This window comes from Actinoplanes sp. NPDC004185, from assembly GCF_053603475.1.
On the sequence record NZ_JBSGFR010000002.1, the window covers coordinates 212,981 to 236,005 of the forward strand.

Annotated in this window: 26 protein-coding genes; 10 read left to right on the forward strand and 16 right to left on the reverse strand. The window is 70.1% G+C overall.

From position 1 onward, the window contains the following. Window positions 1-87: 87 nt before the first annotated feature. Genes ACWEOZ_RS03110 through ACWEOZ_RS03120 form a run of 3 tightly spaced genes read right to left on the reverse strand, consistent with a single transcriptional unit; the run spans window position 88 to window position 2,422 of the window. Window positions 88-1,287 carry an MFS transporter gene (locus ACWEOZ_RS03110; protein ID WP_451909090.1) on the reverse strand — a complete coding sequence of 400 codons (1,200 nt, stop codon included), beginning with the start codon at window positions 1,285-1,287 and terminating at the stop codon, window positions 88-90. Continuing rightward, complete coding sequence (locus ACWEOZ_RS03115; protein WP_451909091.1) at window positions 1,284-1,859, reverse strand: TetR/AcrR family transcriptional regulator; 576 nt, start codon at window positions 1,857-1,859, stop codon at window positions 1,284-1,286. Before ACWEOZ_RS03115 ends, ACWEOZ_RS03110 begins: the two co-directional genes overlap by 4 nt. Beyond that, window positions 1,856-2,422, reverse strand: coding sequence for a sugar O-acetyltransferase (locus ACWEOZ_RS03120; protein WP_451909092.1), 567 nt, complete (start codon window positions 2,420-2,422; stop codon window positions 1,856-1,858). The genes ACWEOZ_RS03115 and ACWEOZ_RS03120 overlap by 4 nt, the downstream gene beginning before the upstream one ends. Before the next feature lie 41 nt (window positions 2,423-2,463). Between ACWEOZ_RS03120 and ACWEOZ_RS03125 the strand changes: the two genes are divergently transcribed. Beyond that, complete coding sequence (locus ACWEOZ_RS03125) at window positions 2,464-3,627, forward strand: geranylgeranyl reductase family protein (protein ID WP_451909093.1); 1,164 nt, start codon at window positions 2,464-2,466, stop codon at window positions 3,625-3,627. Here ACWEOZ_RS03125 and ACWEOZ_RS03130 read toward each other — a convergent pair. The 6 genes from ACWEOZ_RS03130 to ACWEOZ_RS03155 form a co-directional block, all read right to left on the reverse strand. Beyond that, complete coding sequence (locus tag ACWEOZ_RS03130) at window positions 3,624-4,178, reverse strand: DUF6226 family protein (RefSeq protein WP_451909094.1); 555 nt, start codon at window positions 4,176-4,178, stop codon at window positions 3,624-3,626. The two genes, ACWEOZ_RS03125 and ACWEOZ_RS03130, sit on opposite strands and share 4 nt — an antisense overlap. Window positions 4,179-4,243: 65 nt before the next feature. Further along, window positions 4,244-4,444, reverse strand: a complete 201-nt coding sequence (locus ACWEOZ_RS03135) for a DUF397 domain-containing protein (RefSeq protein ID WP_451909095.1) — start codon at window positions 4,442-4,444, stop codon at window positions 4,244-4,246. A 656-nt stretch (window positions 4,445-5,100) separates the two neighbouring features. Beyond that, window positions 5,101-5,298 (reverse strand): DUF397 domain-containing protein, encoded by a 198-nt coding sequence (locus ACWEOZ_RS03140; RefSeq protein ID WP_451909096.1) that lies wholly within the window; start codon window positions 5,296-5,298, stop codon window positions 5,101-5,103. 68 nt (window positions 5,299-5,366) lie between these two features. Beyond that, window positions 5,367-6,263, reverse strand: a complete 897-nt coding sequence (locus tag ACWEOZ_RS03145) for a helix-turn-helix domain-containing protein (RefSeq protein ID WP_451909097.1) — start codon at window positions 6,261-6,263, stop codon at window positions 5,367-5,369. 178 nt (window positions 6,264-6,441) lie between these two features. Beyond that, window positions 6,442-6,882: a DUF6232 family protein gene (locus tag ACWEOZ_RS03150; RefSeq protein WP_451909098.1), complete on the reverse strand. Its 441-nt coding sequence runs from the start codon at window positions 6,880-6,882 to the stop codon at window positions 6,442-6,444. A 257-nt stretch (window positions 6,883-7,139) separates the two neighbouring features. Next, window positions 7,140-7,493, reverse strand: coding sequence for a DUF1304 domain-containing protein (locus ACWEOZ_RS03155; RefSeq protein WP_451909099.1), 354 nt, complete (start codon window positions 7,491-7,493; stop codon window positions 7,140-7,142). Between the two features lie 175 nt (window positions 7,494-7,668). On the opposite strand from ACWEOZ_RS03155, the gene ACWEOZ_RS03160 reads away from it, so the two are divergent. Next, on the forward strand, window positions 7,669-8,133 hold the full coding sequence (locus ACWEOZ_RS03160) for a DUF2231 domain-containing protein (RefSeq protein WP_451909100.1): 465 nt from the start codon (window positions 7,669-7,671) through the stop codon (window positions 8,131-8,133). 29 nt (window positions 8,134-8,162) lie between these two features. Next, on the forward strand, window positions 8,163-8,708 hold the full coding sequence (locus ACWEOZ_RS03165) for a type 1 glutamine amidotransferase domain-containing protein (RefSeq protein ID WP_451909101.1): 546 nt from the start codon (window positions 8,163-8,165) through the stop codon (window positions 8,706-8,708). Window positions 8,709-8,807: 99 nt separating this feature from the next. Here ACWEOZ_RS03165 and ACWEOZ_RS03170 read toward each other — a convergent pair whose 3' ends face one another. Both ACWEOZ_RS03170 and ku read right to left on the reverse strand, forming a co-directional pair. Continuing rightward, the gene (locus ACWEOZ_RS03170) at window positions 8,808-9,296 is read right to left on the reverse strand and encodes an NUDIX domain-containing protein (protein ID WP_451909102.1); all 489 of its coding nucleotides are present in this window, start codon (window positions 9,294-9,296) and stop codon (window positions 8,808-8,810) included. Between the two features lie 13 nt (window positions 9,297-9,309). After that, the gene (gene ku / locus ACWEOZ_RS03175) at window positions 9,310-10,347 is read right to left on the reverse strand and encodes a non-homologous end joining protein Ku (RefSeq protein WP_451909103.1); all 1,038 of its coding nucleotides are present in this window, start codon (window positions 10,345-10,347) and stop codon (window positions 9,310-9,312) included. A gap of 94 nt (window positions 10,348-10,441) precedes the next feature. On the opposite strand from ku, the gene ACWEOZ_RS03180 reads away from it, so the two are divergent. From ACWEOZ_RS03180 to ACWEOZ_RS03195, 4 genes are read left to right on the forward strand one after another with little or no spacing between them, the layout of a single operon-like run. Then, window positions 10,442-11,392, forward strand: a complete 951-nt coding sequence (locus ACWEOZ_RS03180; RefSeq protein ID WP_451909104.1) for an ATP-dependent DNA ligase — start codon at window positions 10,442-10,444, stop codon at window positions 11,390-11,392. Then, window positions 11,385-12,296, forward strand: coding sequence for a non-homologous end-joining DNA ligase (ligD, locus tag ACWEOZ_RS03185; protein WP_451909105.1), 912 nt, complete (start codon window positions 11,385-11,387; stop codon window positions 12,294-12,296). The genes ACWEOZ_RS03180 and ligD overlap by 8 nt, the downstream gene beginning before the upstream one ends. A 32-nt stretch (window positions 12,297-12,328) precedes the next feature. Next, window positions 12,329-12,670 carry a PadR family transcriptional regulator gene (locus ACWEOZ_RS03190; RefSeq protein ID WP_212991311.1) on the forward strand — a complete coding sequence of 114 codons (342 nt, stop codon included), beginning with the start codon at window positions 12,329-12,331 and terminating at the stop codon, window positions 12,668-12,670. Then, a complete protein-coding gene (locus ACWEOZ_RS03195; protein ID WP_451909106.1) occupies window positions 12,667-13,293 on the forward strand; it encodes an HAAS signaling domain-containing protein in 627 nt (208 codons plus the stop codon). Before ACWEOZ_RS03190 ends, ACWEOZ_RS03195 begins: the two co-directional genes overlap by 4 nt. A 4-nt stretch (window positions 13,294-13,297) precedes the next feature. Here ACWEOZ_RS03195 and ACWEOZ_RS03200 read toward each other — a convergent pair whose 3' ends face one another. Both ACWEOZ_RS03200 and ACWEOZ_RS03205 read right to left on the reverse strand, forming a co-directional pair. Next, complete coding sequence (locus tag ACWEOZ_RS03200) at window positions 13,298-14,959, reverse strand: DNA repair helicase XPB (RefSeq protein ID WP_451909107.1); 1,662 nt, start codon at window positions 14,957-14,959, stop codon at window positions 13,298-13,300. Window positions 14,960-15,137: 178 nt separating this feature from the next. Further along, window positions 15,138-17,573: a helicase-associated domain-containing protein gene (locus ACWEOZ_RS03205; RefSeq protein ID WP_451909108.1), complete on the reverse strand. Its 2,436-nt coding sequence runs from the start codon at window positions 17,571-17,573 to the stop codon at window positions 15,138-15,140. Between the two features lie 83 nt (window positions 17,574-17,656). Here ACWEOZ_RS03205 and ACWEOZ_RS03210 point away from each other — a divergent pair, with 83 nt between their 5' ends. From ACWEOZ_RS03210 to ACWEOZ_RS03220, 3 genes are read left to right on the forward strand one after another with little or no spacing between them, the layout of a single operon-like run. Next, window positions 17,657-17,866, forward strand: a complete 210-nt coding sequence (locus ACWEOZ_RS03210; RefSeq protein ID WP_451909109.1) for a hypothetical protein — start codon at window positions 17,657-17,659, stop codon at window positions 17,864-17,866. Then, window positions 17,863-18,489, forward strand: a complete 627-nt coding sequence (locus tag ACWEOZ_RS03215) for an HAD family hydrolase (protein WP_451909110.1) — start codon at window positions 17,863-17,865, stop codon at window positions 18,487-18,489. Before ACWEOZ_RS03210 ends, ACWEOZ_RS03215 begins: the two co-directional genes overlap by 4 nt. Before the next feature lie 46 nt (window positions 18,490-18,535). Further along, window positions 18,536-18,922, forward strand: a complete 387-nt coding sequence (locus ACWEOZ_RS03220) for a cold-shock protein (protein ID WP_451909111.1) — start codon at window positions 18,536-18,538, stop codon at window positions 18,920-18,922. 277 nt (window positions 18,923-19,199) lie between these two features. Here the strand turns inward: ACWEOZ_RS03220 and ACWEOZ_RS03225 are convergent, their stop codons facing one another. From ACWEOZ_RS03225 to ACWEOZ_RS03235, 3 genes are all read right to left on the reverse strand, one after another. Beyond that, complete coding sequence (locus tag ACWEOZ_RS03225; RefSeq protein WP_451909112.1) at window positions 19,200-20,027, reverse strand: 1,4-dihydroxy-6-naphthoate synthase; 828 nt, start codon at window positions 20,025-20,027, stop codon at window positions 19,200-19,202. Window positions 20,028-20,135: 108 nt separating this feature from the next. After that, window positions 20,136-20,777 carry a futalosine hydrolase gene (locus ACWEOZ_RS03230; protein WP_451909113.1) on the reverse strand — a complete coding sequence of 214 codons (642 nt, stop codon included), beginning with the start codon at window positions 20,775-20,777 and terminating at the stop codon, window positions 20,136-20,138. A gap of 110 nt (window positions 20,778-20,887) precedes the next feature. Next, window positions 20,888-22,996, reverse strand: coding sequence for an MFS transporter (locus ACWEOZ_RS03235; protein ID WP_451909114.1), 2,109 nt, complete (start codon window positions 22,994-22,996; stop codon window positions 20,888-20,890). Between the last annotated feature and the right edge of the window lie 29 nt (window positions 22,997-23,025).

The window sequence follows — 23,025 nt, forward strand, 5'->3', positions numbered from 1 at the left end:
GGCCGTGCTTCACTGGAACAAGTAAGGGCGGAGTCCGAGGGGAAACACCACACGGCACCCGGCGGCAACCGGGTGCCGTTCTTCTCGTCAGTCTTCGGTGGGCCGCAGCGGCCGCAGTGCTCCGGCGGCCGCTGTGGCGACGGCGAGCAGCACCGCCACCGCCCCCAGCCCCTTCAGCACGGTGATGTGATCCCCCAGGAAGCCGATCAGCGGCGGCCCGCCCAGGAACGCGCAGTAGCCGATCGTGGCGACCACACTCACCCGCGCCGCGGCCTTGGCCGGATCGTCCGCCGCCGCGCTCATCCCGACCGGGAAGCCCAGCGACGCCCCGACCCCCCACAGCAGCGCCCCCGCGAAGGCGGTCACCACGTTCGGGCCGAAGACGAAGAGCATCAGCCCGGCCAGGCTCAGCACCGCGAGCATCCGCACCACGGCCACCCGGCCGTAGCGGTCCAGCAGCGCGGGCCCGAACCACCGGCCGACCGTCATCGCCGTCAGGAACGTGGCGAAGGCGAGGGTGCCGATCGTCGCCTCGGCGCCGTAGCCGTCGATCACCGCGACGCTGATCCAGTCGATGCCCGCGCCCTCGGCGAAGGCGAACGCCAACACGAACAGGCCGATGAGCAGCGTCCGCGGCTCGCGCCAGGTGGCCAGCGTGCGGCGCAGGCCCCCACCCTCGTCGGAGGTGGGCGGGTGCACGTCGTCCGGGCCGAAGCGGCGGACCGCCAGGATCACGATCACTCCGATCAGGACCGCTGAGAAGATCAGATGCGCGGTGACCGGTACGTGCAACGCCACCGCACCGGCACCGGTCAGGGCACCGGCAACCGTGCCGACGCTGTAGCCGGCGTGGAAGCGGGGCATGATCGACTTGCCCAGGTGCCCCTCGACCACCGCGCCCTGGACGTTCATGGCCACGTCCCAGGCGCCGTTGGCGAAGCCGAAGAGGAACAGTCCGATCACGACCGGCGTGATGCCGTACGGGTAGCCGATGCCGACCGCGCTCAGCGCGACCAGCAGCAGTCCTGCCATCGTGGCCACCGTGGCCCGCGATCCGAAGCGGGCGACGATGTGGCCGGCGAGCACCAGCGACACGATCGAGCCGGCCGCGATGGCCAGCAGCACCAGGCCGAGCCGCGACGGGGTCAGCCCGAGGCCGTCGCGGACCTGCGGGATGCGCGTGGCCCAGGAGGCCATGGCGAAACCGCAGCCGGTGAACGCGATGTAGACCGCGCGCCGCGCCGCGAGGACGTCGACAGTCGGTGGTGCTGCGAGGGTGGTGGTCATACGGTGGCTCCAAGCTGACGGGCGACGATCTCGCGGGTCTCGGCGCGGGTCGCGCCGGGGGTGGTGGCCAGGGTCTTGTGCATGACCAGGCCTTCGATGAGGGCGTCGATGCCCCGGGCGGTGGTCGGATCCATGAAACGTTCGAGCACGGCGCGGCTGGTCCGCATCCACGACTCCGTGACGGTGCGCAGGGCCGGATCCCGCAGCGCCGCGAGATACAGCTCGTAGGCCACCGCCCAGTCGCGCGGGTCGGCGTCGGCGTCGCCGTGGATCAGGTCGGTGATCGCGTCGATCAGCTGGGCGGTGGTCGAGACACCGTCGAACGCGGCCTCGTAGGACCGCGACATGCGTTCCGCATGCCGGCGGAACGCCTGCGCCAGCAGATCCACCAGGCCGTCGAAGTGATAGGTCAAAGACCCCAGGGGTACGTCCGCAGCCGCCGCGATCCGCCGGTGGGTGGTGCCGGCGACTCCGTGCTCGGCGATGACGTCGACCGTGGCATCGATGATCCGCACCTTGCGATCGGGGTCGTACCGGCGGGCCGACCGCGCCGCGCCCGCTTCGGTGGTCACGGCTCGACCTCCCGGATGACCCGGGCCGGGTTGCCGACCGCCACCACGTCGGCGGGCAGGTCACGAGTGACGACCGAGCCCGCCCCGACCACCGTGTTGGCGCCGATCGTGATGCCCGGCAACACGATGACACCCCCGCCCAGCCAGACGTTGTCACCGATGGTGATGGGCAACGCCGCCTCCCACTTGTCGCGGCGCGGGCCGGCCGCGACCGGGTGGGTGGCGGTGAGCAGCTGCACGTTCGGGCCGATCTGCACGTCGTCGCCGATGGTCACTCTGGCCACGTCCAGGCTGACGAGCCCGAAGTTCGCGAAGGTCCGGGCGCCGACGAACGTCTGGTAGCCGTAGTCGCAGTGGAAGGGCGGACGGATCTCACTGTCCGTACCGAAAGCGCCGAGCAGCTCCGTGAGGAGAGCCAGCCGGGCGGCACCGTCGGTGGGGTCCATGGTGTTGAGCCGGTGGCTCAGCGCGGCGGCCCGGTCGAGCTCACGCCCGAGCTCAGGGTCATCCGCGAGGTACAGCTCACCGGCGAGCATCCGCTCGCGCATCGTCCGTTCGCCCATGCGTACAACCGTACATATCATGTGTACGTTTGTACACAGCGATGATCGCTAGAATCCGCCAGGTGACAGCGCAGTGGGATGTCGCCGTGATCGGCGCCGGTCCGGGCGGCCTGGCAGCGGCACACGCCGCGGCCACGGCGGGAGCCCGGACGATCGTGCTCGAACGCGCGGAGCACCCGCGCTACAAGACCTGCGGCGGCGGGCTGATCGGCACGTCGCTGGCGATGGCGGCCCCGCGGATCAAGGTCCCGGCCCGCGACATGGTCGCGGCCATAACCTTCACCGAGAACGGCCGCCGAGCGTTCACCCGCCGGTCACCGGGACACCCGGTGCTGACGATGGTACGGCGGGACGACTTCGACTTCGCCTGGTACGAGGCAGCCCGCGCGGCCGGCGCCGAGGTACGGCAGAACGCCCAGGTCCGCTCCCTGGACCAGAACGCAGACGAAGCAACCGTGACCCTGGCCGACGGTGAGGTGATCACCGCGCGGTTCGTCATCGGCGCCGACGGCTCAGCGGCGATCAGCTCCCGGCATGTGGGCGTCACGTTCGACCAGCAGGACCTAGGCCTGGAGGTCGAGGTGGCCGCGACCGAGGCCGACCGGGCGGCGTACAGGGGACGGGTCCTGCTGGACTGGGGGCCGGTGCCCGGCTCGTACGGCTGGGTGTTCCCGAAGGACGACGAGCTCACCGTCGGCGTGATCATGGAGAAGGGGCGGGGAGCCGAGACCAAGAAGTACCTGGCCGACTTCCTCGCCCAGCTCGGCCTGGCGGATCGGCGGGTCGTCCGTGACTCGGGGCATCTGACCCGCTGCCGCCGGACGGACGCGCCGCTGCGCAAGGGCAGAGTGCTGGTCGTCGGCGACGCGGCGGGGCTCTTGGAGCCGTGGACCCGGGAAGGGATCAGCTACGCCCTGCGGTCGGGAACGTGGGCGGGCGAGGTGGCGGCGCATGCCCAGAAGCCGGCGGAGCTGGCCGAATACGATCAGCACGTGGAACGGGAGCTGGCGCCCGAGATGGCGGCGGGCCGGCGCCTGCTGCGGGTCTTCGCGAAGCACCCCCGGCTGATGCACGCGGCCTTCGCAACCCCGATGGGCTGGCGCGCCTTCGAGGCCTTCTGCCGAGGCGAACTCTCCATGGCGAACGTGGTCCGCCGCCCCTCCATCAGCACGGCGATCAACCTGCTCGGCGGCCGCGCCGCTTAGGGCGCGCGGCGGATCCAGGGTGCCCACTGCACGGCAGCGGCGAAGCCCTCACGCCGGGCGGCCCGTGCTTCAGCGGGGTCGATCGGCGCTTGGCGGGTGGTCCGCAGCCCGGGCCCGATGAGCCGCGTCTCGAGCCACGACCCGGTGACCCCACGCCGGACGCGTTCCCACAGGCCGCCCTCGACGTGCGCGGACACCCGGGCACGCAGGTCCTCAACCAGGGCGGCCGGGTCCTCGGCGCAGTCATCGCAGCCACAGTCGGGCAGCGCCTCGAAGAACCAGCGGCCCAGCCGCAGCACGACGCCGGGAAAGTCGGTGAAGGCGATCGAGAGCGGCCCGGCGGCCGGGCTGCGAGGCATGAGCAGGACGGTGCGCACGACTTCAGCACCGGGCGCGGGCCCGACCGGCTCCTTGCTCTCGCGCCGGTCGACGACGTAACGCTCGGTCAGCTCATCGAGAACATCCTCGGCGGCCTCGTGCAGCACGAGGAACCGCCCCGCGTCAGTAACCCGGGAAGAGAAGCTGTCCGGTCGCGATCCGGTGTCGCCCACCAGCGAAGTATGCCCCGCTCGGCCCGGGGCACAGCCGGGAACGCCAGATCAGCGACCGGAAATGCTCACTCGGGCGCGAACTCCCCGGCCACGAACGATGTCGCAAAGGCGGACAGTTCTTCGGCGGTGAAGAACATCGGCTGCTGCTCGGGGTGCTTGCTGTCCCGGACCAGGTATCCGCCGTCGACCGCGGCGATCTCCACGCAGTTGCCGCCCGTGCACATGCCGCTACTGCGCCACGCCGGTTGTTCCTTGGAGTTCATCATGCTCGCTCCTCCGTGACGGTTCCCGAGTACACGGTAGGCGACGTCCGACAGGTACGGGAGAAGCCAGCAGTGAGTGAACCGTCATCCCATGAGCGGATTGCCCGTTAAGCGCAAGTAGTTACTTAAGTATGTCCAGTTAACGCATGTTTTGGCATGTCTTCCGTGCGCGAAATGGCTAACTGATGATCAAAATCGGAACCGGCCGGCTGGTCGATCGGAGCTCTGGTGCCTTCTTTCGTTCCGGCGCGCGGCGTAAGCGAAATCCCGCGGGTATGCGCCGAAATTGAGCGTCTTCAGTCGTTCGTGCCATTCCTGCAATTCATCGACGTGCCGCCGGTGAAGGCCGGCTCATTAAAGCGGTGTTGGACTCGAAAGCCTGATGGCGACCGCGTCATGAGAAATACATAGGTGCGAAGACCCCGGGGTTGAGGTATGATTCTCGTTAGGTGCAAAGCGCAAAGGAAGCCGCTGCTGGAATGGGCTATCAGTGCGGCAAGTACTGCTGATCACCATGAGTGCCGCAGTCGGCGGGTTGCCGGCTCGGCAATGCGGGACGGCGTACGCAGGACCGGTCTCAGGCCAGAAATAGATGCGGCCGTTCCCTGAGCCCTCGACGCTTTCTGAAACGTCGACTGCACATGGAACGGCCGGACACCTTAATCGAAGCGGAACTGGCCCTCGTGGAAACCCCGGGAGAACGCCGACCACTCATCAGCTGTGAACGCCAGCGGAGCGGTGTCGGGGTTCTTGGAATCACGGATGAGGTACTGGTCGTCCTGCTTGGCCACTTCGATGCAGGTGCCGTTGCTGCAGTAAGAGCTCTTGCGCCACTGCAGCGGCTCTGGAGTTGACACTGGTTCTCCGGTCTCTTCCGACACACTGTCATAGTGTGCCCACTTATGACTGCTGAGGTTCTTTGGCGTCAGGGCGATTTTGTCTCCAGTTCCTGGATACGACTGTCGAGGAATCGGATCGTGTCCGTCTCGTCATTCGACAGATGCCAAAGCTGTTCGAAGCGCTTGCGATGGCGTGCGGTCGTCGCTTTGTCCTCGACGATCTCGTCCGCCATGCCGTTCTCGCGGTACAGAATTTCGCTGTCCACGTCACGGTCGCTCAGCGCCAGCAAATCGTAACTACCGTTGTTGGCGATCGGGTAATCAAGGGCGAAGGGAAGCATTCGTAGATGCAGCAGTCCTTGACCGGCGAGTCGGCGGATCTCAAGCAGCTGCTCCGCGAAGACCTGGGCTCCGCCGATCGGTCGCATGAACACGGATTCTTCAAGAAGGACGTAAACCTGAATCGTGTCCAAGCGGGAGACCAGCGCTTGGCGACGCAAGTGTCGAGCCTTGACGAGAAGCTCGGCCTTCTTGGAGGCGATGTCTTCCTCGTCGAATTTGCCCGTGAGGGCTTTGGCGTACTCGTCCGTCTGCAGCGGGCCTGGTATGTAATAAATCGAGTACGAGCGAATAGCCACGGCTTCGGCTTCATACTCGATCAGGCGGCGCGTCGCTTCCGACACGTGATCGCGGAAATCCGGGGCCTGGTACCAAGCCTGCCGCTGCCGGGCCCGCGCGATCCGTGCCGACGTCAGCAGATCACTGACCTGCTTCCGGTCCTTGATCCCATAAAACGACAAAAGCGGCCGAAGGTCATTGGGCGCGATCGTCACGTCGCCGTTCTCGATGCGGATCACCTTGGACAGGGACCACTCCATCTCCTCGGCGACCTGAAGTTGGGTGAGTCCGGCCGCGTCGCGGGCTTCGCGCAACGCTAGGCGTATGCGGCGGCGCGCGACTGTCGGCGAATCACCTTCAGTCATGAGTCCTTCATCAGCGCGAGGAGTACGTCGGACGAGGCGATCGCAACCTCGCTGGTGGCTATCTTGCAGACAGCGAGGTTGCGACCAAATCGTACTGAGAACGAATCACCACGTCTCTGGTATTGATCAAACTGTTAGTTGTCACCCGTTAGGAGCACTGCGTGACATGGTTTGTCCGTCATGCGGCGACCAGGTCGTATCCGTCGGCGGCCGGCCGGGAGTCCTCGACGGCGCGGCGCAGGGCCCTGGCCACCTGGTTGAAGACTCGTACGTCCGAGGTCGCGTAGAGGGTCACGGTGCTCCCCTTGTAGGTGGCGAGCAACTCCCACCGCTGGGGCCGCAGCCGCCAGTACGCCGCTGTGCTGATGCCGGCGATGGCGGCGCAGAGCGGGGCCGTCACGAGGACCGCGGTGGTGCCGAGGGTGCTCCATCCCGCCGCCGTTACCAGCAGGGCGGCCAACCCGATCTGCATCGCCCGGGGGTTTCCGCGGCGGGCGTCGGTGTGGGCCCTCCGGACGTTGCGCAGGTCCCGGATGAGCACCATTCTCACGGGGTCCCCGAGCCAGGCGAAATGTCCGTCGGTCACCACTGCGTCGGGTCCACGGTAGTAGATGCGCATGGCGAACTCCCTTCCACGACTCCTTGCGAGGAGGGGAAGAGCGGGCCACCATTGGCGTAGAGAGTCGACCCCGCCTCGCGCGTCGCATCGCACGACGCCCCGGAGGCGACAACGGCACCCGGTTGCCGCCGGGTGCCGTTCCTTGTTTCCCTCCAGATCCGCCCTTCAATGCCTGCACTCAGTAGAGCATGGCCATAGCGCTGCCCGCTACCACTCAATCTGCCATGTTGCAGATTGCGTACAAGCCGACTTGGCGATCACGCCGCCAGCAGCACCAGCAGCAGGGCCGCCGCACCCGGGATGGCCTGCACGAACAAGATCCGGGTGGTCGCCGTCAGGGCGCCATAAATTCCTGCGACGATCACGCAGGACAGGAAAAATACCTGGAACGTCAGGTCGTCCGAGATGAGACCATAGGTGAGGCCGGTCGCCAGGAAACCGTTGTAGAGGCCCTGGTTGGCCGCCAGGGTCGCGGTCTGTTCGGCGAACTCCGCGGTGGTACCGAACGTGGCACGCACCCGATCTGTCCGCCACAGGAACATCTCGAGGACGAGGATGTAGACGTGGATCGCGGCTACCAGGCCGACCACGATCCGGGCTGCCCATTCCATCGCAATTCCTTCCGCCGCCGGCGAGCGGGGCGCGGCCGGATCTTGGGCACACGATAGGACATGGCCGTTCATCGATGGACCTAACCATCGACACGGTGCGTTTCGCCGCCGCGGTCCCCGGGTAGGCGAATTGTCGACGTTGAAGAACGAGCAGGTAGGGGAGGGTACAGCCCGCATGGACAGCAGACTCCGGATCGCCAATCAGGCCGTCCAGCCGGTCCTGGTGATGTTCCCGCTCGGCCTGTTCGCGATGGCCGTCCTGTTCGACCTCGGCAACGTCTTCGGTGGGCCGGACATCCTCGGTGCGCTCGCCTACTGGAACCTCGTCGCCGGCCTGATCGGCGGGGTCCTGGCCGCGGCCGCCTCCGCCATCGACCTGATGTTCGTCCGTGACACCTTGGCGAAGCGGCGCGGCGTGCTCCAGGGCCTGGTCAACATGGGCGTCCTGCTGATCTTCGCCGTCATCCTCATGGTCCGCATGCGCACCCCCGACCGGGTCGCCGGTGGCGGTCTCGTCGCGGTCGAGCTGCTCGCGCTGGCCGGAGCCGTCTTCGGTGCCTGGTTCGGCGGCGAGCTCGTCAACCGCCGGCGGCGCGCCCCGGCGTTTGCCCGCGCCGAAGCCGGGAACCGCTCTTACTGACAGAGCGGAGACGGCGAAAGGCACGGACGATGGCGACATCGATCAGTGGCAAGCGGGTCGCGTTCCTCGCGACCGACGGCGTGGAAGAAGTCGAGTACACCCAGCCCCGCAAGGCGGTCGAGGAGGCTGGCGGGACGGCGGAGCTCGTCTCGATCAAGGACGGCGAGATCCAGGCCGTCAACCACATGGACAAAGCCGGCACGTACCCGGTGGACAAGCAGGTCAAGGACGCGGCGGCGACCGACTACGACGCCTTGGTCCTGCCCGGCGGCGTGGCCAACCCGGATTTCCTGCGGACCGACCCGGATGCGGTGCGCTTCGTGCGCGACTTCTTCAGCGCGGGCAAGCCGGTCGCGGCGATCTGCCACGGCCCCTGGACCCTCATCGAGGCCGGCGTCGTCGACGGCCGCACCCTGACCAGCTGGCCCAGCCTGCGCACCGACCTGGTCAACGCCGGCGCGACCTGGGTGGACGAGCAGGTCTTCGTCGACGACGGCCTGGTGACCAGCCGCAAACCCGACGACATCCCGGCCTTCTGCGACAAGCTCATCGAGGAGATCGGGAACACCAAATAGCAACGGTACGGACCCAGCCGAGCTGACGTGGCGCACAGACCCCGGTCCGTGCGCCACGGCCGCGCCGGTCGGCCGCCGGGCTGACCCGGCGGGGCACGCCTACTTCAGGACCATCCGGCCGGTGGCCTCAAAGGACGCCAGGTCGGCCAGCACCTCGTCGATGATCGGTGACTTGGGGCCGGGCAGCGCGTCCAGCGGGAAGAAGCCGGCGTCCACCGACTCCTCGGTCACCTTCAGCAGCTCGCCCTCCCAGGTGTGGATCCGGAACGACATCAGGATCTGCTGGTAGGTGTGTCCCCACTCGTTGGTGTACGTGTACGACGTGTGGAAGGCGAACGGCGTCAGCGACGTCGCGCGCAGGCCGGTCTCCTCCCAGACCTCACGGATCGCACACTCCTCCATGCTCTCGCCCAGCTCCATCGCGCCCGCCGGGATGGCCCAGCGGTGATTGTCGGAACGCTGGATCAGCAGAAGTCTGTCCTGCTCGTCGAGGATCACACCCCGCGCCCCCACGAACAGGATCGTGTCGCTGTCGCCCACGCTCGAACGGACCCGACCCAGATAAGACTCAGCCCACGTCAATGCCACGGGACAAGACTAACTAGGCGGACTTCTTCGCCGCCTTCGTGGCAGTGCCGGCCTTTTTGGCGGGAGCCTTCTTCGCCGCTGTGGTCTTGGACGGCGCGGCAGTCGCCTTCGCGGCTGGAGTTTTCTTGGCCGCTGCCGACTTCTTCGCCGGGGCGGCCTTCTTTGCGGTTGCCGACTTGGTAGCCGTACCGGATGAGGTTTTCCTGGCGGCCGACTTGGCCGCGCCGATCGGGGTGGCGCCGATCTCCCGGGCCCGTTCCTCCGGGGCCTCGCCGCGGGCCTTCTTGGCGCGTTCGACGCTGGCCTTGAGCGCGGCCATCAGGTCGACGGCGGCTGCCGGCGCCTCCTCGGCCTCCTCCGGCGCGACGATCTCGCGGCCCTCGACCTTGGCGTCGATGACCTCCTGCAACGCGGCCCGGTAGTTGTCGGTGAACTCCTCGGCCTTGAAACTGCCGGCCATCGAGTCGATCAGCGAGCTGGCCATCGCCAGCTCGGCCGGGCGGGTCTCGATGTCCTCGTCCAGGAAGCCGAAGTCGGGCGTGCGGACCTCGTCGGGCCAGAGCATCGTGTTGAGCACCAGGACGTCGTCGTGCACCCGCAGGGTGGCCAGCTGCTCGCGCTGACGCAGCGCGACCTTGACGATCGCGACCCGGTCGGACTCGGTCAGCGCGTCTCTGAGCAGCACGTACGGCTTCGCGGCCTGGCCCTCGGGCTCGAGGTAGTAGGCCTTGGCGAACAGCAGCGGGTCGATCTGCTCGGCCGGCACGAACTGCAGCACGTCGATCGCCCGTGAGGTGGTCAGCGGAAGCTCGGCGAAGTCCTCGTCGGTCAGGATGACCATCTCGCCGCCGCCGAGGTCGTAACCCTTGGCGATGTCGTCGTAGGTCACCTCCTCGCCGTCGATCGAGCAGGTGCGCTTGTACTTGATCCGGCCGCCGTCGGTGCGGTGCACCTGGTGGAACCGGATGTCCTTCTCCTCCGTCGCGGAGAAGAGCTTCACGGCGATCGACACCAGGCCGAACGAGACCGCGCCCTTCCAGATCGCTCGCATTTCGCTTCTCCTACCACCCGTGAGCAGTCCCCGATCAAGGATCGCATTAGTGAGACTCCTGCGTAAGGTGTTCGCTGGTGCCTATGGTGATCACGTGCCGGGTGCGCCGCTCTCGCCGATGCTCGCTACCGCGGGCACGCTGCCCCCTGGGCCGGGCTGGAGCTACGAGTTCAAGTGGGACGGCGTGCGCGTGCTGTCCTCGTTCACCGGCGGGCCGCCGCAGCTGTGGGCCCGCTCGGGCGCGGCCGTGACGCTGGCATATCCCGAGGTCACCGGTCTCTCGCTGCCGCCCGGATCGCTGCTGGACGGCGAGATGGTCGTGCTGGACGCGGCCGGGCGGCCGTCGTTCACCGCGCTGGCCGAGCGGATGCACGTCCGCGATCCCGGCCGGGCGGCCCGGCTGGCGGTGACCCTGCCGGTCACCTACATGATCTTCGACCTGCTCCGGTACGGCGACCAGTCCCTGCTCGACGTCCCGTACGTGGAGCGGCGGGGTCATCTGGAGAGCATCGACCTGGGCAGCGGAGCGTGGATGGTGCCCCCGGCGTTCACGGACGGGGTGGCCACCGAGGCCGCCGCCCGGGAGAACCGCCTCGAGGGTGTCGTGGCCAAGCGGCTGGACTCGGCGTACCTGCCGGGGGCCCGGTCACCGGACTGGATCAAGGTCAAGTTCGACCGGACCGGGGACTACGTCATCGGTGGCTGGCGGGCCGGGGTGCGCAAGCTCGGCGGCCTGCTGGTGGGCGTACCGGGCCCGGACGGGCGGCTGCGGTTCCGTGGTCGCGTCGGCGGCGGCATCGGGGCGGCCGCCGAGCAGGAGCTGTTGTCGGTGCTGGCGCCGCTGGAGACCCGGGAGTCGCCGTTCCTGCCCGGCGCGGTGCCCCGCGAGGACTCCCGGGGTGCGCACTGGGTGCGGCCGGAGCTGGTCACCGAGGTGCGGTACGGCAACCGGACCCCGGACGGCCGGCTGCGGTTCCCGCGTTTCCTGCGGCTGCGCCCGGATAAGTCTCCCGACGAGTGCGCCGAGGAGGACGAGGATGGTTAGGCAGCGGTATGCGGTGCAGATCGAGGGCCGCGACCTCGAGGTGTCCAACCTCGACAAGGTGATGTATCCGGCGGCCGGCTTCACCAAGGGTGAGGTGATCGACTACTACACCCGGATCGCGCCCGTGCTGCTGCCCCATCTCAAGGACCGCGCGCTGACCCGGATCCGCTATCCGAACGGCGTCGACGGCATGCACTTCTTCGAGAAGAACGCCCCCGGCGGGACCCCGTCGTGGGTACGGCTGGAGACGCTGCCCGTCCCCGGCTCGACCAAGGACCGCGAGACCATCGACTTCGTGGTCGTCGACGAGCTGGCCACCCTGGTCTGGGTGGCCAATCTCGCCTCCCTGGAGCTGCACACCCCGCAGTGGCGGATCGGTGCGGACCCTGACCTGCTGGTGGTCGACCTCGACCCGGGCGCGCCGGCCGCGCTCAAGGAGTGCTGCGGCGTCGCGATGCTGATGCGCGACCGGCTCGCCGACGACGGCCTCACCGCCTATCCCAAGACCTCCGGCAAGAAGGGCATGCAGCTGTGCGTGCCGATCTCCGGGACGCAGGACGCCGAGACGGTCTCGGGCTATGCCAAGCGGGTCGCCGAGGAGCTGTCCGCGCGGGTGCCGGGGTCCATCACGGCCAAGATGGCCAAGGCGGTCCGGCCCGGCAAGGTGTTCATCGACTGGAGTCAGAACAACGCGGCGAAGACCACGGTGGCGCCGTACTCGTTGCGGGCCCAAACCAGCCCGACCGCCTCGACGCCGCTGACCTGGGACGAGGTCGCGGAGATGGCCCTGGGCTCCGACGTGGCCCGGCAGTTCGGCGCCGCTGAGGTGCTGGAGCGCGTGGAAGCCCATGGCGATCTGCTGGCTGACCTGCTGGAACCTGGACCGGCCGTACCGACTCGTTGAGCTACCTTGCGTGGCAAGGTACCGTGTGGCGCATGGCCGACGTCGCGCAACTCTCCACCAGCCTCCGGCGCGGGACGCTCGAGTTCTGTGTGCTCGCCATGGTCGAGCACGAGGACCGCTACGGCACGGAGATCGTCCGGCGCTTCGGTGAGGAACGGAACCTCGCCGCCTCCGAGGGCACGATCTATCCGCTGCTGTCCCGCTTGCGCCGGGTGGGTTGGCTGGACAGCAAGTGGAGCGAGTCGCCGTCCGGGCCGCCGCGGCGCTACTACGCGCTCACCGACAGCGGGCGGTCGGCACTCGAGCACTTCCGCTCGGAGTGGGTTTCCTTTCGACAGACCGTCGACCGTCTCGTAGGGACCGGTGGGGCATGAGCGACAAGACCAACGACGCCGTCGCGGAGTATCTGCACGAGCTGGAGCTGCGGCTCACCGGCTTGCCGGTGCTCCAGCGCCGCGAACTGCTCGCGGAGATCGCGGCGCACATCAGCAACGAGCGCGTCGAACGGGCCGTGACCTCGGAAAGCGAGCTGTTGGAGCTACTGGAACGGCTGGGCAGCCCGGAGGTCGTCGCGGCCGCGGCGTACGAGGAGGCCGGCATGGCTGAGCCGGTGCTCTCGTACGCCGGGGCGACCCGCGCGCCGGCCCGGGCGCTGCCGACGATCCCGCCGCCGCCGGACTCGCCGCCGCGGGCCTACTCCGGCCCGTTCCCGCCCTCGTTCGGGCACCGCCCGTACTCCGTCCCGCCGGTCGCCGGGCCGCCCCTCGCGCCGCCGCCCCCGACTCGTCAGCAGGACACCGGCAGCGGGCTGCGGGCGGTGGTCGCGGCCGGGATCGTCGCCGTGGTCATGGCCCTGCTCGGCTGCGCGGCCGGGGCTGTCTTCCTGACCCGGAGCGCCTCCGTCGACGCCCCCGCGGTGAGCGTGGTGCCCGGCACCGAGGCCCCGCTGGAGCCCGACGCCCCGGATGCCGTCCCCGTGCCGCCGACCGTCGAGTGACCGGTCAGTCGACCTGCGGCAACGGCGGGCCGAGCACGTCGTCGGCGTCCACGATCGTGTAGGCGTAGCCCTGCTCGGCCAGGAAGCGCTGGCGGTGCGCGGCGTACTCCGTGTCGATCGTGTCGCGGGACACCACCGTGTAGAAGTGCGCCTGGCGGCCGTCGGCCTTCGGGCGCAGCACCCGGCCGAGGCGCTGGGCCTCCTCCTGCCGGGAGCCGAACGTGCCGGAGACCTGGATCGCCACGGCCGCCTCGGGCAGGTCGATGCTGAAGTTGCCGACCTTGGAGATCACCAGCGTCTTCAGCGTGCCCGAGCGGAACTCGTCGAACAGCCGCTCGCGTTCCTTGTTGGTCGTCGAGCCCTGCACGATCGGGGCGTCGAGGTATTCGCCGAGCTGGTGCAGCTGGTCGATGTAGCCGCCGATCACCAGCACCTGCTCGTTCGGGTGCTTCTCGACCAGCGCGCGGACCACCGGGAGCTTGGTGCGGGCGGTCGCGGCCACCCGGTAGCGCTCCTCGGCCTCGGTCACCGCGTACGTCATGCGCTCGGCGTCGGTCAGTGTGACCCGGACCTCGGTGCACTCGGCCGGGGCGATCCAGCCCTGCGCCTCGATGTCCTTCCAGGGCGCGTCGTAACGCTTCGGGCCGATCAGCGAGAACACGTCGCCCTCGCGGCCGTCCTCGCGGACCAGCGTCGCGGTCAGACCCAGCCGGCGGCGCGCCTGCAGGTCGGCTGTGAAGCGGAAGATCGGCGCCGGCAGCAGGTGCACCTCGTCGTAGATGACCAGGCCCCAGTCGCGCGCGCCGAACAGGTCGAGGTGGGTGAACGCGCCGCCGCGCCGCGAGGTGAGCACCTGGTATGTCGCGATGGTGACCGGGCGGATCTCCTTGCGCTCGCCGCTGTACTCGCCGATCTCGTCCTCGGTCAGCGACGTACGGGCGACCAGCTCACGCTTCCACTGCCGGCCGGCCACCGTGTTGGTCACCAGGATCAGCGTGGTCGCCTTGGCGGTGGCCATCGCGGCCGCGCCGACCAGCGTCTTGCCGGCGCCACAGGGCAGCACGACCACGCCGGAGCCACCGGCCCAGAAGCCGTCCACCGCTTCCTGCTGGTACGACCGCAGGGTCCAGCCGTCCTCGGCCAGGTCGATCTCGTGCGCCTCGCCGTCCACGTAACCGGCCAGGTCCTCGGCCGGCCAGCCCAGCTTGAGCAACGCCTGCTTGAGCCGCCCCCGCTCGGAGGCGTGCACGGCGATGGTCTCGTCGTCGAGCCGCGCGCCGAGCATGCCGGCCAGCTTCTTGCTCTTGGCCACCTCGACCAGCACGATCTTGTCGAGCCCGCGCAGGACCAGCCCGTGCGACGGGTCGTTGATCAGCTGCAGCCGGCCGTAACGGTCCATGGTCTCGGCCACGTCGACCAGCAGCGCGTGCGGCACCGGATAGCGGGAGAACTTGATCAGGGAGTCGACCACGCCCTCCGCGTCGTGCCCGGCGGCGCGCGCGTTCCACAGACCCAGCGGCGTCAGCCGGTAAGTGTGCACGTGCTCGGGGGAGCGCTCCAGCTCCGCGAACGGGGCGATCGCCATCCGGCACGCCTGCGCGTCCGGGTGGTCGACTTCCAGCAGCAGAGTCTTGTCGGACTGGACGATCAATGGTCCGCCGGTCACCAGGTGCCCTTCGACGAGCGAGAGAAGACCCTCCAGTGTGACACGGCTTCCCACCCACTGTAGAAGGTTGATCCCATGTGCAACGCTTCGGTCAGGCCGGGCGTTTGAACAAGAAGCACCAGCGGACGGCGGGCGGGTCGCGCGCGAGCAGGGCAACGGGGGCGCGCGGTCCCGGCCGTCAGTCCTCCACGACCGCGGCTGTGATCCGGTGCAGCGCGAAGGTGTGCAACGTCTCCGTCCGTTCGTCCTCGGCGCGCAGATAGCCGGCGCTCAGGGACACCGGCCGCACCAGCCGCGACAGCGTCGCGCCGTGCGAGTCCACGTAACCGACCCAGACGCGGGCTTTGTCGCGTACCGCTTGCTGCAGCACCGCCATCGCCTGCGTGTGCGCCTGCACCGAGGTCAGCCCGGGCACCTGCTGGCCGTTCGCGGCCCGCACGGTGACCGGCGCGCGGCGGGCCGCGCGGGTTGCGACGTCGCCGCGCCGGATCTGCTCGACCACTCCGGCCAGCCGCGGGCCGGCCAGGATCGGGGGCCCGGTCTGCTCACCGAGCCGCGACGAGACCGGGGTACGGGTCACCGCGCGGCGCACCTTCGGCCGGGCCAGCACGGCCGACCCGGCGGCGTCCTCGGCCACCGGGGCGAAGCCGGCGTCCCGCAACGCGCCCAGCAGCCGGGCGATCTGCACCGGGCTGCACAGCACCGTGGGAGCCAGCCGGCGCAGCGCGAGCGTGCCCAGCCGCTTGTCCGCCAGCACCTCGGCGATCAGGGCCTCGTCGTCGCTGCGCAGGTAGGAACCGGCCGAGCCGGCGCGCAGGCCACCGTGCTTGCGGGCGGAGTCGTCGATCAGGTAGGTCATCGCCTGCGGCACCGGGGTCCGCGACCGGCGCCGGAAGAGCGCGTGCAGGTCACCGGCGCTGTAACCGACGTCCAGGGCCCGGCGCACACTCGCCGTGGTGACCCGGTAGACGCTCGCGCCGCCGGCGGACTCGGGCTCGGCCACGACGTCGAGCTCGGCGGCCAGCTCGGGCTCGGGCGGCCCGGGCACGACGACCGACAGGTCGGCCTGGACCAGTACGTGATCAACGGGCGCGGGCAGCAGAGCATCGAGCGTGCGAACGGTGTCAGAAGCGCCCGGCACCCGTCCGCCGCCCGGACCGGCACCCAGCGGATCGATGTCGGCGGTCGGGACGTCCTCCTGCAACAGCCGCCCGTACGAGGTGAGCGCGCCCAGCCCGGTCACGCCGAGCGTGGCCGCTCCGGTCAGCGCGTCACGGTGGGCCGCTTCCCGGCCGCGAGCGCGGCGTGGGGCCTGCCAGGCCAGCAGCTCGAGCACCTCGTCCGCCTTGGGCGCGGTGCTGGGCCCGAGCGTGGCCAGAGCGGCCAGCGCCTCCCGGCGGGCCTGCGGTGCGCCCGCCCGCTCGGCGTCCGGGGCCAGCGGATTGATCGGCCGGTCCCGGTCGTCACGCTGCCCGATCAGACCGGGCTGCCGGGTCATCGCCAGCCACGAGTTGGCCAGGGCCTCCCAGCGCTGCGCGATGCTCAACGCCCGCCACAGGTCGTAACCGCCGGTGGGCAGGAAGATCTCGTCGACCAGCCCGGACGCCCGGCTGGCTGTGACGCCCCGCCCGGTGCCGGCCGCGTCCGCCTCGCCGAGCAGGCCCGCCGCATGCGCCACCTCGATCAGCAGCGCCGCCGAGGGCTCGTCCAGGTTCGCGGAACGGGCCAGCCGCTTGAGGTCGCGGACGCCCAGCCCGCCCGTTTTGAGCACCACGGCCGGCTCGGCCGACAGCGCCTCCAGCAGGGTCTCGACGTGCCGGACCGCCTCCATGGCCTGCCCGGCCCCGGCGGAATCGACCGACTTGGGCTCGCGTACCGGACCCTCGGGTGTCGGCGGCAACGGTCGCAGCGGGCCCAGCGGCCCGGAGTCACGACGCAGCAGCAGACCCACCTCGCGGGGCAGCTCGACCAGCTCACCGTCGGCCCGCGGGGCCCGGCCGGCCTCCGAGACCGGCACCAGGATGTGCTGGTCGATCAGCCACTGCACCGGCTCGGCGACCGAACCGCCCGAGCTCAGCGCCCCGACCGGCGGCCCGGCCGCGAGCCGGTCGAGCACCGCCCGGGCGCCCGGCGGCGCGGCCAGCACGGCCCGGCGCAGCTTCGCGCGGTCCGCGCACAGGACCGCCGCCTGCGGGTCAAGGTAGTCGGCGGGACGGCCCAGACCAGCGGGGTACGGCGACGTGACCTCATCGACCGCACCGACGATCTGCAGCGCGTCCTCGGGGCCGTGCAGCAGGAACCGGGCACGGAGACGGTCGATCGCCACCCGTACGTCCTCCGGGGCGACCGTGGCCGCGGCCAGCTCGACGATGGCTGCCACCGAGGTCAGCGCGGTCTCCTCGGCCCGGCTGAGCCGCGCGGCGTCCAGCACGGCCAGGGTGAACTCGTCCAGCGCGTCGAGGCAGCGGGCCACCGAACCCCGGGACTGGGCGCGGACGGCCAGCGCGGAGACGTCGGACGGCACGGGCACGACGAGATCCGGGCGCAGCTGGATCAGCGCGCCCAGGGCGTCATCGGTGAGCGACCGGAGCTGGTCGGCGAATGCGGTGGCCATCGTTCTCAACGCTAGCCGCCGTGGGAGCATGGTGAGGGGTCCGGGGCTTGGCCGGACCCGGTGAGATACCAAGGGGAGTAACTGTGGGGGCAGACAACAAGATGCCGGGCACGTCGGTCGCGGAGGGCCACGCCACCCAGAACCCGGGCCGGGAGTCTTCCATCAAAGAGGGGCACCTGCCCGTCTCCGAGCTGATCGCCGACCGGCCGGCCGCGCCGTCGCCGTTCGGTGACGACCAGGAGTTCCCGCTGCCGGTGGACCAGCTGACGTACACCCCCACCACCACGCCGTGACCCCGGCGGTCGGGTTCGACCTGGACATGACCCTGATCGACTCCCGGCCGGGGATCCGCGAGGCCTACCGGGCCCTGACGGCCAAGACCGGCGTGTGGGTCGACGCCGACCTGGCGGTCAGCCGGCTGGGCCCACCGCTGCGCACCGAGATGAGCGAGTGGTTCCCGCCCGCGGAGGTCGAGGAAGCGGTCACCACATACCGGGCCCTGTACCCGGACTACGCGATCACGCCGACGGTCCCGATGCCGGGAGCCGTCGACGCGCTGGCCGCCGTACGGGATCAAGGTTTTCGTGTGGTGGTTGTCACGTCCAAGCTGGGTCGGCTCGCCGCCCTGCACCTGGCCCACCTCGGCCTGAAAGCCGACGAGCTGGCCGGTGACCTGTTCGCCGAAGGCAAAGCGGCGGCTCTGACAGCCCACGGCGTCGAGTGGTACGTGGGCGACCACGTCGGAGACATGGTGGCGGCCCGGACAGCGGGAATCCCGGGCATCGGAGTCGCCACCGGCCCATGCAGCGCGGACGAACTCGAGAAGGCCGGCGCGGCACACGTGCTGTCCGACTTGACCACCTTCCCGGCGCTGCTGCGAAAGATAACGGTTGGGCCCGGCACAGGCGCTGGATAACCTTGCCGTGAGCAATCGAGTCCAATGAGTGAAGTCGAGGTCAGCGGTGCCCACGGGTCGAGTGAAGTGGTACGACGCGGCAAAGGGTTTCGGGTTCGTCACCAGTGACGAGGGCGGGGACGTGTTCCTGCCCAAGGGCGCCCTGCCCACCGGGACCGCGGACCTGAAAGCGGGTCAGCGGCTGGAATTCGGGGTGGTGGACAGCCGCAAGGGCGCGCAGGCGATGGGCGTCAAGGTGCTGGACGCGCCGCCGTCGATGGCCCAGCTGCGCCGCCGGCCCGCCGACGAGCTGCACGGCATGGTCGAAGACATGATCAAGGTGATCGAGGCGAAGATCCAGCCGGATCTGCGGCGGGGGAAGTACCCGGACAAGCGGACGGCTGAGAAGGTCGCGCAGATTGTGCATGCTGTGGCTCGGGAGCTGGAGATCTAGGAGTTTTTGGGTGGGGGTTTGCCGGGCCGGGCTTTTGCTCGGTCCGGCTTTCTTTTGCCGGCCTTCTGCTCGGTCCGGCTTTGCTTGGGCCGGTTTTCGGGTCTGGGCTGCCGCTTTAGTCCGGGCTGCCGCTTGGTCTGAGCTGTGGCTTTGGCCTGGGCTGCCGCTCTGACCCGGGCCGCCGCTTGGTCTGGTCTGGGCTGTCGCTCGGTCTGGGCTGTCGCTCGGCCGGGGCGAGCGGCAGGCCTGTTGTCCGCTCGGCCTCCGCGCCGGCCGCCTAGCCGGCCAGCGGCTTGACCGCCGGAGTGATTGCTGCCGCCGCCGCACGGCCGAGCAGAGCGTCAGCCGCGGCGAAGCCCTCCTGACCCAGGTCGAGCGTGAACTCGTTGACATAGAGCCCGATGTGCTGCTGCACGACCTCCGGCTCCATCTCCTGCGCATTACTCAGCACGAACTCACGACTCGCGTCGGGATCGGCCCACGCCATGCTGACCGACTTGCGAATCCACTCCGCCGCCTCGGCCGGATCCACGGCACCCTTGCGGGCCAGGATCGCCCCCAGCGGAATCGGCAGGCCGGTGTCGCCCTCCCACCACTCGCCGAGGTCGACCAGCGCGGTCAGCCCGTGCCGCGGGTAGGTGAAACGCGCCTCGTGGATCACCAGGCCGGCGTCGAACCGGCCCTCGGCGACCCCGGGCATGATCTGGTGGAACGGAACGACCTCGATGCGCGCGGCCGGGTGCTTTTCCGACCAGAGGCGGAACAACAGGTACGCCGTGGTGCGGTCGCCGGGCACAGCGACCGTCGCGCCGGACAGGTCGCCGTCGGCGAACCGGCCGTCGCCGCGAGTCAGCACCAGCGGGCCGCAGCCCCGGCCCAGCGCACCGCCGCAGGGCAGCAGCTCGTAGTCGTCGAGCAGCCACGGCAACGCCGCAAAACTGACCTTGACCAGGTCGAACGCGCCGCGCTCGGCTGCGGTGTTGGTGACGTCCACGTCGGCGAAGGTCAACTCCACCGGCTCGGCGCCGGGGATCAGACCGTGCACGAGCGCATGGAAGACGAACGTGTCGTTGGGACAGGGCGAAACCGCCAGAGAAAGCGCCACGCCCCTCACGGTAACGACGCCGGACCCCCGATACCCGCAACGAACGGTGTCTGCATTGCCACACGTAGTTTCGCCCACACCGCCGTGCCCCGGCTGTTTTCTACAGAGTTATCCACAGGCTGCGGCGGCCGCCTCGGTGAGGGCGGAAAATGCTTCTCGGAGGCGCCAGGCAGCCCGGTCTCGCGGGCCGATCGGATTGGAGATGGTGCGTAGCTCGATGAACGGGACATCGGCGATCTGCGCGGCGCAGGCGACGCCGTAACCCTCCATGGCCTCGGCCACAGCGAGGGGATGGCGGGCCTGCAGGACGACGGCGGTCTGCGCGGTGCCGGTCACGGTGGCGAGGGTGAGGACGTCGCCGACGATGGCGGTCGGCAGGGCGGCGGTCAGGGCCTTGAGCAGGGCTGGGTCGGCTTCGAGGAGGTTGCTGCCGAAGCCGAGCTGATCGACCGGGAGGAAGCCGTCCGGGGATTCCGCGCCCAGATCAGCGGCAATCGTCCGGGCACCCAGGACGGTCGCTCCGACGGCGGCACGGCCGGGAAAACCACCGGCGATGCCGGCGCTGATGACGGCACGGTACGGGGCGCCTGTGGCCTCGGCCAGGGTGAGCAGACGGGCTGTGCCGGCGGCAGCGGCGGCCGGACCGACGCCTATGAGGGCGACTACGACCGTGTCGGGGTCGGTGCCGGAGGCGTGGACGCCGGCCTGGACGGCAGCGGCTTCGGCCTCCACCGCGGTGACGATGAGCAAGCGGCCACGCGATGCGGGCTGGTCGGGCTGGTCTGACTGGGCGAGCTGGCCTGACTGGGCGAGCTGGCCTCGCCGGCCGGATTGGTTTGACGGGGTCGATCGGCCTGGCGTCACGGGTTGGGCTCCTCGCGGGAGCCGTTGCCATTCGTGGCCGATGAGGGCCGGTAGATGTGGAAGCCGGGCGGTGCCAGGTCGTCCTTGGGCTCGTCCGGGCCGCCTCCCGCGCCGGCTCCTTTTCCGAGGCGGGACCCGGCTCCGAGGGCGGACCCGGTCTCGTCCGCGGAACCCGGTCGGCTCGGCACGTCCGGGCTGGCGTCTGTCCCCGCCGCTGCTGCGGATGGCGAGGAAGGCGAACCGGGCGTGGCCGTCGACCCCTTCCGAGAACTCGATCGCGAGAAGAGGCGACGCTTGGCCGGGCCCGCTTCCGCATTCCCCTCGCCGGGCTTGCTGCCAGCCGTCCGCTGGGAGGTGGGTCGGCCGGATGCCGTCTCAGCCGACGATTCCGTCGGCGCCGCCGACGTGCCAGAGCCTCTGCCGGCGGGCGCGCCCGTGCCCGCGGCCGAACCCGTGCCCACGGCCGAACCCGTACCCGCCGCCGAACCCAAGGCCGCCGACGCGCCCGAACCCGAGCCCATGGGCGCGCTCGAACCGGGGGCTGACGACGCGCCCGAGCCCGAGCCCGCGGGCGCGCCCGAACCGGGGCCCGCCGACGCGCCTGAGCCTGCGCCAGAAGCCGGTCGGCCCCGCGTCCCAGAGCCTCCCGCCGTCCGGTCGGTCGAGGCCCCAGCCGGAGCCGGCGACGTCGGAATCACCTCGGCCGCCGAACCACCCTCGACCCCCGGCTCCTCCATCGCCACATCCGGCCGCCCGTGCAGCCGTTCCTTGTGCAGGCGCCCGGCCGCGATCGTTCCGCGTACCGCGGCCGCCACCGCGAAGGCCGCCATGACCGATACGCCCAGCCTGCCGTTCAGCGGGATGATGCCGACCGCGCCGCCCACCACCCAGGCGATCATCAGCACCGTTTCCGAGTGGGCGAACGCGCTCGCCCGCAGCCGTTCCGGGACGCGTTCCTGAATGCTCGCGTCGACGGTCAGCTTGGAGATGCCGCTGAAGATCGAGGCCACCAGAGACAGCAGCGCCACCATCGGGAGGGTGAAGAAGATCGCTGTGAGCACGGCCACCCCGGCCGTGATTGTCAGGCCGCTCGATTGCAGGGCCGTCGGGCGGCGGATGCGGAGCCGGGTGCCGACCGCCGTCGCCAGGAAGGTGCCGACCGCCAGGGCGCCGCCGACCAGGGCCACCGCGCCTTGGCTGCCGATGTCGCGGCCGAAGAATGTTGTGCCCAGTGAGCCTGCTTTCACCGCGAAGGCGAAGTAGAGCAGCAGGAAGCCGTACAGGCATCGGAAGCTCGCGCTGCCGATCAGGGTGGCGATCACCAGCTTGCCCGACAGGGGGCGGTCGTCGCCGCGGCGCAGGCGCAGCATCGTGCGGAACGGCCTGGGCACCGCTTCCGGCGGGTCGGAGTCGGCGCGGGGCGGCAGGCGCAGGGAGATCACCACGCCGACCAGGAAGATCAGGAACGCGACCCGCAGCGGCCACTGCGGACCGAACCAGAACGCGGCCAGCCCGATCGGTGCGACCACCGCCCCCGCGAAGGTGCCGTAGACACTCGCGCGGGCGCCCACCTGGGACAGACCGATGTCCTTGGGCAGCAGCCGGGGGACGGCGGCGGAGCGGGCCACCCCGTACGCGCGGGACAGCGCCAGCACGCCGAACGCTGCCGGGTACAGGCCCCAGCCCAGCAGGTTGTCCGAGATCACGTAGGCCAGGAACGCCCGGCCCAGCATCGTCACGGCCAGGGCGTACCGGCGGCCGTGCCGGAAGTGGTCCAGCACCGGGCCCACCACCGGGGCCAGCAGGGCGAACGGCACCATCGTGATCAGCAGATAGAGCGCGACCTTGCTGCGGGCCTCGCCCAGCGGCACGTTGAAGAAAATCGTGCCGGCCAGGCCGATCGCGATGAGGGTGTCGCCCGCGCAGGAGACGGCGTGCAGGTCGAAGAGCCGGACCATGCCGACCTCGTTGGCCGCGCCGCGGGCCCGGGCGTCGCCCACCCGGCGGGTGGCCCACGCGCTGCCGCGCAGGGATCCCCGCACCAGCATCCGCAGGGCCTTGACGCCGGTGCCGACGGTGCGTCCGATGGTGGGAAGCAGCGGCATCGCCCCATCCTGTCGCATCGAGGCGACTT

Coding starts and splice junctions, on each gene's coding strand:
- ligD (WP_451909105.1), top strand. CDS start 11,385: ATGGTTAGGCAGCGGTATGCGGTGCAGATCGAGGGCCGCGACCTCGAG.
- ACWEOZ_RS03120 (WP_451909092.1), bottom strand. CDS start 2,422: ATGGGCGAACGGACGATGCGCGAGCGGATGCTCGCCGGTGAGCTGTAC.
- ACWEOZ_RS03235 (WP_451909114.1), bottom strand. CDS start 22,996: ATGCCGCTGCTTCCCACCATCGGACGCACCGTCGGCACCGGCGTCAAG.
- ACWEOZ_RS03150 (WP_451909098.1), bottom strand. CDS start 6,882: ATGCGCATCTACTACCGTGGACCCGACGCAGTGGTGACCGACGGACAT.
- ACWEOZ_RS03160 (WP_451909100.1), top strand. CDS start 7,669: ATGGACAGCAGACTCCGGATCGCCAATCAGGCCGTCCAGCCGGTCCTG.
- ACWEOZ_RS03110 (WP_451909090.1), bottom strand. CDS start 1,287: ATGACCACCACCCTCGCAGCACCACCGACTGTCGACGTCCTCGCGGCG.
- ACWEOZ_RS03135 (WP_451909095.1), bottom strand. CDS start 4,444: ATGATGAACTCCAAGGAACAACCGGCGTGGCGCAGTAGCGGCATGTGC.
- ku (WP_451909103.1), bottom strand. CDS start 10,347: ATGCGAGCGATCTGGAAGGGCGCGGTCTCGTTCGGCCTGGTGTCGATC.
- ACWEOZ_RS03145 (WP_451909097.1), bottom strand. CDS start 6,263: ATGACTGAAGGTGATTCGCCGACAGTCGCGCGCCGCCGCATACGCCTA.
- ACWEOZ_RS03205 (WP_451909108.1), bottom strand. CDS start 17,573: ATGGCCACCGCATTCGCCGACCAGCTCCGGTCGCTCACCGATGACGCC.
- ACWEOZ_RS03190 (WP_212991311.1), top strand. CDS start 12,329: ATGGCCGACGTCGCGCAACTCTCCACCAGCCTCCGGCGCGGGACGCTC.
- ACWEOZ_RS03195 (WP_451909106.1), top strand. CDS start 12,667: ATGAGCGACAAGACCAACGACGCCGTCGCGGAGTATCTGCACGAGCTG.
- ACWEOZ_RS03155 (WP_451909099.1), bottom strand. CDS start 7,493: ATGGAATGGGCAGCCCGGATCGTGGTCGGCCTGGTAGCCGCGATCCAC.
- ACWEOZ_RS03125 (WP_451909093.1), top strand. CDS start 2,464: ATGATCGCTAGAATCCGCCAGGTGACAGCGCAGTGGGATGTCGCCGTG.
- ACWEOZ_RS03165 (WP_451909101.1), top strand. CDS start 8,163: ATGGCGACATCGATCAGTGGCAAGCGGGTCGCGTTCCTCGCGACCGAC.